At 52.7% G+C, this 13,324-nt stretch carries 5 protein-coding genes; 2 read left to right on the top strand and 3 right to left on the bottom strand.

Annotated elements, in window-relative coordinates; genetic code table 11:
* Nucleotides 1-264 precede the first annotated feature (264 nt).
* The gene (locus QQL54_RS10750; RefSeq protein WP_284390505.1) at nt 265-1,407 is read left to right on the top strand and encodes a winged helix-turn-helix domain-containing protein; all 1,143 of its coding nucleotides are present in this window, start codon (nt 265-267) and stop codon (nt 1,405-1,407) included.
* 746 nt (nt 1,408-2,153) lie between these two features.
* Here QQL54_RS10750 and QQL54_RS10745 read toward each other — a convergent pair.
* Nucleotides 2,154-8,993 (bottom strand): Ig-like domain-containing protein, encoded by a 6,840-nt coding sequence (locus tag QQL54_RS10745; protein ID WP_284390503.1) that lies wholly within the window; start codon nt 8,991-8,993, stop codon nt 2,154-2,156.
* Between the two features lie 616 nt (nt 8,994-9,609).
* On the opposite strand from QQL54_RS10745, the gene QQL54_RS10740 reads away from it, so the two are divergent.
* Nucleotides 9,610-10,266, top strand: a complete 657-nt coding sequence (locus QQL54_RS10740) for a response regulator transcription factor (RefSeq protein WP_284390501.1) — start codon at nt 9,610-9,612, stop codon at nt 10,264-10,266.
* On the opposite strand, the gene QQL54_RS10735 is transcribed toward QQL54_RS10740, so the two are convergent.
* Together QQL54_RS10735 and QQL54_RS10730 are read right to left on the bottom strand one after the other, a co-directional pair.
* Nucleotides 10,263-11,927 (bottom strand): hybrid sensor histidine kinase/response regulator, encoded by a 1,665-nt coding sequence (locus QQL54_RS10735; protein ID WP_284390499.1) that lies wholly within the window; start codon nt 11,925-11,927, stop codon nt 10,263-10,265. The genes QQL54_RS10740 and QQL54_RS10735 overlap by 4 nt on opposite strands.
* Entirely contained in the window at nt 11,924-13,231 is a 1,308-nt protein-coding gene (locus QQL54_RS10730) for an MFS transporter (protein ID WP_284390498.1), read from the bottom strand. The genes QQL54_RS10735 and QQL54_RS10730 overlap by 4 nt, the downstream gene beginning before the upstream one ends.
* Nucleotides 13,232-13,324: the final 93 nt, after the last annotated feature.

Here is a 13,324-nt window from a genome sequence, read left to right as displayed (position 1 = left end):
CTCTAAACTGCTTACTTCGTCTGCGGGACTGTAGGCACACGCGCTCATGAGACCGCAAAGGGTCACGGCGATTGCGGAACGGAAAATCATGGAATGCCTCGCATTTTTTTGAATAGGTCCGCACTTTTGCGATGCATGCTGCCTACAGACCATGCCTAAGCGCTCCAGAAATCCTCCAGAAATCCTCTCGCTCGCTAATCACATGCCTATGCGCCCGCTGAACTCATCCGTTGTCTCAGAATAGCAAGGTCGTTACCTCAACATATGATGACTGAGATTCCGCAATCACTCGGGAAACACGCGGCGTGCCTGACCCTAGGTGGGCTGACGGTCGATATGATCACCGGAGACGTCACGGGCCCAGAACACAATCATCGACTGGAACCTAAAGTTATCGAGCTGCTTGCGTTGCTATCTCGCAATTCTGATGTCGTTCTCAGCCGGGACGAGATCGAAACTCATATCTGGGATGGAAATGTCGTTGCCGAGGATTCCGTTGCACGATTGGTTTCCAAGCTCCGTAAGGGGTTAGGAGACCAGACAACGGCTCCGACTTTCATCGAAACGTTGCCGAAACGCGGATATAGACTGATTGCTGATGTCAACTTTCCGGTCGAGCGAGATATCCCTTCGGAACGAACATTTTCGATGCGCTATCTTGCGGTATTCATCGGCTTGGCGGCAGCAATCGCGACACTTGTCTGGTACGGGTCGTCAGACGATCCTGAACCGTCAGTACAGACAATAGACCTTGCGAATTTCTACTATGATCGTCTGACGCCTGACGACATTCAGCAATCCGTAGCCCTGTTCCGTCGGGCCGTCGACGAGTCTCCACAAAGCGCCGAGGCACACACCGGACTTGCCAATGCGCTGGCGCAGAGCGTCCTTAGAATAAAAGGACGGGAATCCTCAGGGATGCTGGCTAGCGTGGCCGAAACGAGACAGGAGGAACCTCAGAACATTTCCTTGCTAAATGAAGCGATTTATCACGCTGACGAAGCTCTGCGTATCGCCCCCGACAAGGCCGAAGCTTGGAAAGCCAAGGGGCTGGTACTGTCCACGAAGGGACAACTTGATGAAGCCGCAAATGCTTACGTTACCGCGCTTGAGTTAGATCCGGACTACTGGGCCGTCATGCTTAATCTCGCGGAAATTCGTATCGCGCAGGAACGCTATGGTGAATGGGAAAATCTGTTCGAACGTGCCTACGCAACCATACAAAGAACGAGCGGTGAAGACCTCGAGACACTGACGCGCTACGCTGTGCCGATTGCAAATTCACTAGGCTATCATAATGTTAAACGGAATGAGCTCCATTCTGCCCGCCTGTGGTTTCGTAGCGCGCTCAAATATAGCCCTCTTGACTCTGCAGCACGCGAAGGGATGAAGTTGGCGGGCGGGTAGTTTAGGCATATGTAAGCCGGGTTTTAAATCTAGCGTTTCTATCGCCTAAGATCGTTAGCGCCATTGTGACTGGAGATCATCCAACTGAGATGACAGTCCAATTCCTCACAATTCGACCCGGAACCTTCCTGCCGATTGGCAAGCTCAAGCGTATCTCTGGGGCATCTCCACTTAAGCCACGACCCTCCAAGTATCTCCCGCGAAACAGCCAAAATTTTGGCTATATTTGCGTCTCTCTAAGAGTCTCTCCAGAGCGGTCACTCGACTAACCTTCTGTCACCAGACGGCTTTCTTATAATCCATGAGTTGAGCGTCAAAGGCACTGAGTGCGTGGTAGTGGACGCAGTCTGGCGATAGCTAGCCTCACGTCCGAATCCCCTATTTTACAAGGAATTTACAGGGAAAACTGCTCGGAACTATCGTTCCTCCAGCGTTTTGACTTCCTCTAGGATCTCACAGAAGCCTGACTTTGTATGTACGAGCCAAGCACAATCGTTCAAATTTTCATCGTTAATGGTGAAGACCGCAAGGAGAGGTCAGCCTCTAACAAAACGTTCTCATTTAGGAGTGCGTCAATCGACGCCGCCATATAGCCCGCTTCAAACATCGAGCTCAGGCGTGCTTTTTCCGCCTCACCCAATACAAGCTGACCTTCCATCGTCTGAAGGAAAGTCTCCAGCGCACTGTCACACTTGCGCTTGAGTATCTTGTTCTGTCTTCCTTTTGAAAACACTGCTTTGTGCCTTTTATCTAGCAGTCATCATTGCGATGTTTGTATCGAGCAGGTTGGCCCTAGGTTCAGTACGGCAGGCTGCTGGGACAGCTCTGTTCATACTTTGAAGAAACCCATCTGTTTCGCAGGCGCGGTGGAAACCAGCCTGTTGCAGCGGGTTGGCCGCGAGCGTTGAAGTGTCGCCCCCTTTTCCCCCGAATGGGAAGACAAATTCTAAACGACCTGACCGGGCGGAGAAGTCTCCTTTGCCAATTCCGTCAAAACCTGCCGTCGCGCGAAGGCTAATGCCATTGGCCAAACGCGTTCCGATACTCACTTCGCCATCCGCTCTAACCGGATCACTGCCGCTAGAAATAAAGCCGGACTGATCCATCAGGCCCGCGCCATTATAGTTCCAGACCGCACGGACTGAGCCGCCAATCTCGAGCTGTGAGCCCTTCTCAGTCTTATGCGTCCAGACGACTTCCGGACCCGCCCGCAGACGCCCAATCGTCACAACCTGATCGGGAATGATAATACCAAGGCTATCGACATAGTCCGCTTGCTTGTCCTGGTAATGAGACAGGCTGACTTGGGGACGCAGACGCCAGGGTCCGGAAGCAAACTCGCCCGTCACATTGGCGCGGACCAAGAAACGATCTGTCTCGAACTGATCTGAATAATAACCAAGCGGATTGACAGTGTTTTCAGAGCTGCCCCAGAGACCCATCACATCAATGGTGAGCTGTTCTTTTGCCTGCCAGACAACATAAGGCCCAGCCATGAGGCCTTCACCCTCTACATCGGCACCGACGGATGTGCCCAGACCTGCGGCGGGTTCCTTGTCGAGTTCACTCATCCAGTCATATTGGACCATCGCACCGACGATCAGATTTTCCTTGAGAAGATAGTCAACCCCGAATTGGGCGGCAAAGAACTTACCGTCAATACCGCTATCAGCGCGCTCATCCTCATAGCGTGTATACTCTGCGCTCATCCAGAGATCCCACTTGTTCGCTTTCGGGTCTCGCAGATCATTCCATGCCCCGTCGTCTTTTTCAGATGCCTTGTTGCGGAGGCCCGACAAAGACGTTTCGAAATCCATATTGGTTCTGAACTCAGAACCCGATGCCATAAACTGACCCCCTTCCGTGCGGCGACGATTGGCAAACCGCTTGGACAAATCAGGCGTTGCTTCGAGGACGCGGTCACCACGGCGAGCCATGAAATTACGGATCGCACGCTGGGTCGCGATGCGGATGGCATCTTCATCTCGCGCATTTTCGAAGATACAGGAGATGGACTCAGATGCATCAAGATCCAGATCAACCTTAGCCGCCTCAATGTCGACAACCGTGCCGCCATCTCTATCGCCTGAGCAGGTGATGGTCTTCAAGAAATAACCATCGGGGACCGATTGCTGGAGCGTATAGGCGCCTTGCAATAGGTTAGCCAAAGAGGTTTGGCGCTGCCCTTCATTCGCCGCGACAGACAAGCCATTCAAGGCTGTTATGTCTGACGTGTACTGGAAGGAAGCACCGGCCGTGGGACCTGTGGGTGTCAGAACGATGAGTTCGAAGTTACCGAACCGTTCTTCGACTTCGACCGTAATCGGAACTTCCGCCAGAATGTTTCGGGTGATGGCATTCGAATTGGCAGACACACCGCCTGCAGAAGCAGTGGGGCCATCCACAATCTCAACTATGACTGTGGCGACATAGGTTCCAGGCGCCAAATCATCGATGAGATCATTGAGCTGGATATCGAATTCGATGTTCGAGAGAGAGTCAATCTTCCCTGATCCCGGGGTGACATCGACCCAGGGCTGATCTGATGAAGCTGAGAAGAAGATTGGCTGCGTGCCGGGGTTTGAGAGCGTGAACTCTGTACCAACGGTTGAGGCGTCCAGAACTGCCGTTGTCACTTCAAGTTCAACGACAGCATTTCCGCCGCCTGCGGTCACGCTCAACGTATCCCCGGTGGAAGCGTTTCCAGCCAGGTCACTCGCGGCACCATCTGCTATGGTCATGACGATCTCTCCAATCGTCACGGGCGTGACTGTCGCCGTGAAGACCGCGTCCGAGCCTGAGAAGTCAGACAGGCTGCCGTTCTCGATCACAATATCATCCGCTGTGAATCCTGTCACAGCTTCTAAGAATGTCGCTGTGACGGTAAACGGGCCTGTCACATCAGATGTCGCTGTCGACAGGACGAGCGACGGCGCGATGACATCGAAACTAACTTCGATCACGGCGTTAAACGCTTCATTGCCATTACCCGCCAGATCGAAGGCGACATTCGCGGGAAGATTGACAGACACATCGCCATTCCCGTCCGGCGTGATCGTCACTGTGAATTCACGCGGCCCGCCTGTGAGCGTGACCGTGCCGTTCTCGACGTTAAAGTCAGACGCGGTGAGCCCTGTCATGTCTTCCGTGAAGGTGAATATCAGATCAAACGGACCATTTGCTGACGGTGGAGGCGTTGAGACGCTCACGGTCGGAGGCGTACTATCAAACTCAACCTGGAAGGTCGCGTTGAACGCCTCATTACCGTTCCCGGCTGGATCCGTCGCCACATTGGCCGGCAGGCTAACAGAGACATCCCCATTCCCATCGGGCGTAATCGTGACTGTGAAGACACGAGGCCCGCCAGACAAGGTCACTGTGCCGTTGGTGACGTCGAAATCATCCGCCGTCAGGCCGCTCATGTCTTCAGTAAAGCTGAAAACAATATCAAACGGACCGTTCACCGAAGAAGGCGGTGTCGAGGCCGTGACCGTCGGCGCCGATGTGTCATTGGTGATCGAGAACCGTGTCGCCGCTATGTTGGTATTACCCGCACTATCCTGCGCCACGCCCGCCGCGACGTCGATGGTCACAGGGCCATCTGCACTCGGCGTGATTGTGGCCGTGTAGACAGTTGAGCTTATGGCCGCGAAATTGCTCGCCGCACCATTACCGACTGAAACATCACCAATCGTAAAACCCGTCACATCTTCGCTAAAGGTGAAAATCGCCGAGAACGCACCACTTACAGGATCAGAAACTCCAGATGTGATCGTCACAGACGGGGCGACTGTGTCGTTCGCCATGACAAATGTATTATCATTTGCCCCGGACGGCATGACAATACTCAGCGCATTCCCAGCCGTGTCTGCAATCGTTTGACCGCCCGCGAAATTCAGTGTCACAGTCCCGTTGACCGATGCAATATCACCCCCCGCCAATGAGATTTCATACTCGTCCGCACCCACTTGGCTGATCGTTACGGAAGAGGTTGTTCCGGTAACGGCAAAGTCGTTCGCCACAGGGCGTGCGATGTCTTCTGAGAACTTTACGAACCAAGAGACAATGTCCGCATCTGTTGTCGCGGGAATTTGACCTCCGCTTACAAGGAACCCTCTCGTGATGCTCACGACGGTCGGCGCAGCATTATCGAGTGTGTAGGTCAGCTCACCAACCCCGCTTGGCGTCTTATTCGTGAATGGATTACCAAACTCATCAGTCGGTGTTGTCGCGGAAAAACTGAGCGAGACATCGCCGTTTAGATTAGCCAAATCACCACCTGACGCGCGGACTATGAAGCCAATACTATAGCGGGAGATAGACGTGACTGTTGCGGATGTGCCGCTCAATGAAAAATCTGCCGGAGATAGCGAAAACTCGCCCGTAATACTGCTAAACTGAACGTTCCATGCGAGATTATCTGCATTTGTCAGTTGTGTAGCGGGGGCTTGCGTGCCGGAATCAACGCGTGTGATGGAGGCGATCGTCAAGGCCCCATTATTGACGATGTAACTTTCTGTCGCGCCCGTAGCGGGTAAACTCGTTAAAGCGTTTCCTGATGTATCTTGTATGTTTTGGCCCGCAACCAAAGCCAAAGATACGGTCGGCGGGGCGAATCCAGACCCCAGTCCAGCCAGATCGCCGCCAGACGCTGTGACATCATAGACTGCTCCGCTGCCTATGACGCCGACTGTCGCTGTGGTTCCTGACAGGCTAAAATCGGCCGCATCTAGATTCTGAACATCTTCGCTAAATGTCACAGTCCACGTCAGGCTATCAGCGTTCGTCTTTTCACCAAGAGGAGTTTTACGAACAATCGACGTCAATGTGGGCAGCGTGTTATCATTGGTCAATTGATAGGTTTGATTCAACCCCGTCGGCACCGTGTTCGTAAAGGCATTAAATCCGCTTTGATCAGCAATATTCTGGCCAGCGGCAAACGCGAGTCCGACCTGACCGTTATAAGTGGCGAGGTCACCCCCGCTGGCCGTCACTTGATAAACCGTAGGGCTTTGCATCGTGACGCTAGCGTTTGCTGTCGTGCCGGTGAACTCAAAATCTGAACTATCGACCGAAGACACGCTTTCATCGAAAGTCACGGTCCAGGTGAGTGTATTCGCGTCTGTATTCTCTGTCGCCGGCGTCGTTCTCACGACGGATGTGACGGTCGGGGCGGTCAAATCGAGGGCTGGACTTACGAAATTGACGCAATTGGACGGCGCGGATTCACCGAAATCATTGGTCGCGGTCAAATGCATACTACCCGTAGTGCCCTCGGGAAAATCACTTCGATTTAAAAGCGGCCCGATACTCGTCATCCCGAAATCGAAACCTGATGCGCTATACTGTGGGCTCGAGCAGGTTCCATTGCGAAATTGTTTCAATGAATAGGGCGCAAAAACCGTGCCCGCAGACCCATTCAGCGCGTTTTCGGTCCAGCGGACCCCGACTTCGACAAGAGTAGCCGCAGTTGGACCTGGAGAAAATGCTCGAGACGGACTCAAAACTTCTGTAATTTGAAGATTGGTCGGCGTTTCAGGAACGCGGCCAATCGTGACCGAACTCGAGTCTGTTACGGACGTGACAGTTGTTCCAGCGTTTCCGGATGCATCCTGAAAAGATGAAATATTGATAGCGGATACACCTAAGGCGGTCGATGGTAAAACCGTCACTGTTGCTGTCCAGCTCGTCCCACTTCCGCTCACCGTTGCGGCCTGCCCAGCGATTGTCACTGTCGGCGCGGCCGCAAGCGCTTCACCCGCTGTGATAGAAAGCGTTATGACATCGCCTGATTTCGCAAGATCAGAATTGCTATTGTTTGAAGCAATCGAAACATTGGTCAACGACGGCGCCGTATTGTCCGCCACAGGAATGGTTGTCGACACACAATTGGACGAGGCCGATGATCCAACCGAATTCACAGCCTGAATCGTAAAGCTGGGTTGTGCGCCAACCGAAAACGCGGTCAGACTCAGTCCAACATCCGCGGACGTAACAGCCGGAAGCCCGATAGCGCCCGTGAATACGTCTGTGGCACAAAACGGATCAGCATAAATGGTTAGGTCCTGCCGGGTGATCGCATCACCTCCGTCATCTGCCGAAACAGACCAACTCAGGCTCAAGAGACTCTCGGCCGCGTTCCCAGGATTTGGATTGATAATGCGTGTGACCATCAAGCCGGACGGGGCGGCAGGCACGGTATTATTCACCATAGTGAAGGAATTATCATTCGCCCCGGATGGCGTGACATTGGTCAGCGCATTGCCCGCTGTATCTGTGATGGTTTGACCGCCGGCGAAGTTCAGCGTCACTGCGCCATTGACCGTTGCAATATCCCCATCAGCGAGAGAGATTTCATATTGATCCGGACCCACTTCGCTAATCGTCACAGACGAGGTTGTCCCCGTCACAGAGAAGTCCGCCGCGACAGGCCGGGCGATGTTTTCTGAGAACAGAATAAACCAAGAGACAATGTCTGCATCTGTTGTCTCTGGAATTTGGGGGCCTCCCCCAAGAAACCCACGCGTGATGCTTGTGACAGTTGGCGCTGAATTATCGATCGTGATCGGCAAAGCCGGGGAATCTGATGACTCATATCCGCCGATGCTGACGGTTCTTGCCGTAATGTTTTGTAAACCACCGCTCAACGTCGAGGCCGTAATATCGACGGACGCGCCCGAGACTAAGGCTGTGCCAATTTCAGTGGACCCGGAAAAAAGTTTGACGCTCGAAACGCCGCTGACCCCGGAGACCGTAAAGGCCGGCGTCGTATCCTGCGTTATGTCATCTGTATCACTGGGACCAGTATCAGACCCAGCTTGCAAGTCGACCGATGAGGGTTCGGTCGGGAAAGCCGATTCGACCGTCACGACGGTCCCAGGCGAATCGGCGGCAACATTGCCCGCCCGGTCTGATACGCGAATTGCATAGGTCGCGACGCCCAACATGGGAGTATTCTGCGTAATGGAATATGCGCCCGTCGAAGCGTTTGCGTTTTTAGACTCGATCTGGACTCCATTCCGCAAAAGCGCGACAATAGTTCCTGCCTCTACAGTCCCCGTAAATGTGGGAGTTGCGTCAGTCGTGATATTATCCGTATCACTAACGCCGGTATCCGATGAAGCCGCGAGGTCAGGCGCACCCGCAGCGGCAGGCGTGCTTGTATCGATTACTGTGAGCCAAGGGCCCGAGGGAGCTGACACATTGCCCGCCGCATCCGTTGCGTTCAGTTGCGAGGAATATGAGCCGTCGCTCTGGGCAGGCAGTGCAATTGTATATTCGCCCGCCCCATTGGCCATAACGGGACCTATGGTTGCGCCCCCAAAAAATAATCTCACTGCCGCATTGGGTTCGACCGTGCCGGTAAAGGTCGGGGTTGTATCGGTTGTATTATAATCCGTGGCACTAAATCCCGTATCATCCGTCATTGTCGGGCGATCCGGGGCGGGCGGAGGCGTGCTGTCCGCGTTGAAGACGCCGCCGCTGATTATGTGAGGCAAGATCGTGGCCCCCCCGCCGCCATAAGCCGGGGCCGTGAACGATCCACTGACGGTATCCCCGTTCGCATCCGGAAAAGAATAACTCACATTACAGGGCTGAGTTGTTGAATCACAATTGATTGTTCCTCCGCTAGGAGCAGCAAAACACCCGCCCCCTGTACAGGTCGCTGTGACCGGCGCCGCAGCGCCCGTATTGGGTATGATCTGAGCATTAAACGAGAGTCCAATATTGTTCGCGATTTGCACGGATGGCGCGTCAGAGCTGGCGGTCGCGGAGCATGTCATGGAGGTTGCATTGGCCGTGACACTAGTCGAGATTAACGGACAGCTGACCTGCGCTTGGGCGACGTCTGTCGTAAAGACCAGACCCAAGATAATTAGCCCCAGCGATAGGAGGCTATGCCGCCCCTGCAGAGAGGTATGCTTCAGTTTCTGACTCAGATAATCGAAAACAATCACAGCGCACCCCGTCCATTCCTGCGCCGATCATGCGCAGAACTACGGGAAGTGACAGAAAGCCCAACCACCGACAATCACCCGAACGGGTGATTTTAGGCGCGATCCGGCTGTTTTTATTCGGAAAAATGGTTAAGGAAGGCAGAGAAACCAGGATACAGCCCGGTGGACTTCAATCAAAGAAACCGGGCGTAGATCTGTTTCGTAAGCAAGAGGTCCAAACACGTTAAATGAGAGTCCCATTTTCATGACTTCCCCGTCCCGCCCACGCAGAATTGGTCTGATTGATGACCACACTCTGATTTTGGACGGGCTAGAGAAGACGCTGGCCAGTATGTCCAGCACGTTTGAAGTCATTAGCGCGACTTCCCCCACCCACATTCTGGATCAAATAAACGCGGGCGAGACCTTTGATCTCATCCTATGTGATCTTATTATGGACGGCATGAACGGTTTGGCCTTTCTAGGGGCATTGCAATCTCGCCGTGACCCGACGCCCGTCCTTCTTATGTCCGGCATCGCCATGGATCCGCCCATTGCGCAGATGATATCGTTGGGCGCGAAAGGATTCCTGCATAAATCGGCAAACCCTGCGACTTTTGAAGGCATCATCAATACAATAATCGCAGGCGGAGACCATTTCCCTGACGAAGATGAAATTCTGACGGAAGTGGCAGAACAGCCCTATGATCAAGGCGAATTGGAGGCCATCAATAATCTGACCGGACGCCAGCTCGAAGTCTTACGCGCCTTAGCTAATGGGGCGTCTAATCAAGAAATATCAGATCGACTGTCCATTTCACCCAATACAGTAAAGACGCATATCAAGCATATCTATGAGGCGATGGGTGTTTCCCGTCGCACGGCCTGCGTTCAGAAAGCTCAGCTTTACGGCATTCTCTAGCGTTCGAAATATTGTCTGAAATCACGGGCATCGACGGGTTTGGGCAGAATGCTCACACCCTTCAAACTAGACAGCTTCGCCGGGGCGTAAACATCGCCACTAACCACAACCGCTGGCAGATCTTGCCGCGTTGCAGCACGAATAGTCGCAATTGCTTTTGGGGCATCCATGTCGTTGGCCAAACGATTATCGACAATCAAAAGGTCAATCGGCATTTGAGTGCTCGTTAATATCGACAGCCCATCCTCGACGCTATTGGCGCTTAACGTCAGCACACCCCATTGGGTGAACATCACCGTGATAGCGTCCAGAATATTATGATCATCATCGATGACTAGGACAGAGGACGCAGATAAGTCTTTCAGTTCAGTTCCGCCCGCCTCATGATCCAGCGGAACGATCAATGAAAAGATCGAGCCAGCCCCATCTGTTCTATTCGACAGGGACGGTTGGGCCGCAATCAATTTCGACATGTTTTCGATACTCGTCAGCCCAACGCCGTCCCGGCGAAGCTCGATCGGAGCTGTGAGCACATTCCCTTCGACATGGAAGCCCGGCCCGCGGTCTTTCACCGCGATGTAAACATTATCGCCCGCTCTTTCTAAATGTAATTCGATTTCGTGGCCGCCAGCCGCATGATTAATTGCATTGGTCATTGCGTTCGAAACGATCCGTCTCAGGAATATTGGATCAGAACACATCATCAATGACGCGGGTAAATATGAAATTATTTCGACGTCTTTGCGTTTTGCTTCCAGAGCAATCTGGTTCGCGAGCTCTTGCAATATAACGGCTATGTCGAAAGTCGAAAATCGAGGCTGGATCATTCCGCCATCTAGTCGCAACATGTCGACGAGATCACCGAGCATTTCTTTCTGGGCCCGCCAGGTCAGCGCAATTTTTTCAATCAGTTCATTCTGCTCGGGCGACTTCGCTGTTTGCCGCAAGGCTTCAATATAATGGCCTTGAGCGTGAAGGGGCTGAGACAGATCATGACTGGCCGTTGTCAGAAACCGTGTTTTTGAGTCAAAAACCTCTTTGACTTCAGCATTGTAGGCAACAACCGAGTCGGCCAGTTTCTGTTGTGTCTTAGAGATAATCCAATCCCGTGTGGCCAATTCTGCTTTCGCACTACTGAGCAAGGCAAACGCAAAATAGAGTAGCAAGCCCATCCCGAAATAGCGGATCGGAAGTGGTGCCGTGATAGTGATATAAGCTGCAAGAAGTAGGATTGTAGGGATTGCCAGCGCGATATAGGCTGGGCGATATGAATTGCCCGGAAACATCCCGCCGACCGTGATCGAGGTCGCAATCGTAACCGCAATAAAGATACTATAGAGCGACTCATAATCGGCCACGAGAAGTGAATTTATTCCCCACACGACGCCCGTGCAGAATGTGATGACCGTATGCCACTTTAGATAAGCTTGATAATTATTTGATGTGACCCCTTCCGGGGCTGCAAAGCGTGCATAAAGCAAGGTGACCACGATCATGCTCATCGCTGACACAATCCAAAGAGCCATCAATTCATATCTTTGCCCCGCCAGTAAAAGTACCGAGACATATAGGATGATCCCGCTAACCGTCAGCGCGGACTGACGGGCATCTCCTTTGAGATATTTTGCCTGCTCCAGACGGATTGCGGAAAGATCGATCACGATAGCCGATCAGACCGCTTTGCCGATGAAGCGGATTGCAGGGCCCACCATGCTGCTATTCTCAACAAGGCAGGAACAAAGCCATAAAGCATCAGTATAGCAATTGTCTGAACCTGGTTTAGCGTCTCGGCTTCTTCAACACCGAGTGCGCCGAGAATGGGAAAGGCAAAAAGCATGGGTATAACGAAGCCAAGTTTTGACACGGCATTCTTAAAACCAAGCATCGCCCCGGCCTGATTATGAACCCTCTCATCTGGTTTATCGGAGACGATGTCTGCCAGCATAGTCGTCGGGAGGATGACATCACCCGCGATCACAAATCCGTAAAGCGCGCAGAATGCGCCAAATAGAAAGATATTTCCTCCAACGAACAAAAATGACATCAACATCAAGCCGGAGCCAATCATGAGGCCCAACTTCCAGCTTTCTGCTTTCCCGATCCGCTTGGAAAGATAGGTCCAAAAAGGCAAAGCCAGCGCCGTGAAAATGAGAAGAATTCCAATGAAAGCGCCGGTTAGCTCAGGCGCCTCAATTTGTTTCAAGACGAGTAAAGCCGTTAGCCCAACTGACATTGCTGAGCCCGCCTGCGCCAGACCGAAGGCCAATAGCAACCGTTTATAATCTGTATTCCTGCCGATTTTCCTCAGCGACACTATAGGTGAAAAGCCGCTTGACAGTTTTAGAGTGAAACTAGCTTCCTGCTGATTTTTATAGGGCGTCAACCTCCAGAAACAGATCAATCCCACGGCGACGAAAATAATGACGATGATGGCCGTCATCTCAAGTGCAAGCGCCTGATCGCTAGCAAAAAATAAAATTAGCATTGAAGCCGTGAGTGCCCCGATGATTTGGAAAGCCGCCTTGACAGAAGCCAGCATTGTGCGCTCGTGGATGAACGGAGATATCTCAAGACCGACAGCGGAATAAGGCAAATCAATGAGGGTCAAGCCGGTGAAGAATATAGCTACGAGCGCGGCAAGCGCTATTAGAGACGGGTCTCCCGCTGGGACCATCACACAATATAGCGTTGGGCACAGAATAATGGCGCCAATTATCATCCATGGCAATCGCTTGCCTACTGGCGACCGCGTTTCATCACTCAAGTGACCAATGAGGGGATCGGTAACAACATCAATGACCCGACCGGCCGCGAATATTAGCCCTGTAGCTGTCAAGCCGATCCCTAAATCTATCGCATAGTAAGTCGGCGCAAAGGTGAGAACTGAGACGACTCCCAGCGAGATTGGGAAAGACAGAACCCCAAACCAAAGCTGTTGGAGAGGCGTCAATCGGCGATAAATCAAAACACATTACTCCCATGCATGCGCGCACTTTATCTATCCTTGCGAGGAATCCCACCGTTCAGTTTATAGATCTATGTATAGCCTGGGGTTGTC

Source organism: Algimonas ampicilliniresistens (genome assembly GCF_030159955.1).
GTDB lineage: Bacteria > Pseudomonadota > Alphaproteobacteria > Caulobacterales > Maricaulaceae > Litorimonas > Litorimonas ampicilliniresistens.
The sequence above is the reverse complement of the archived record's forward strand: the minus strand, read 5'-3'. Positions and strand labels throughout refer to the sequence as shown.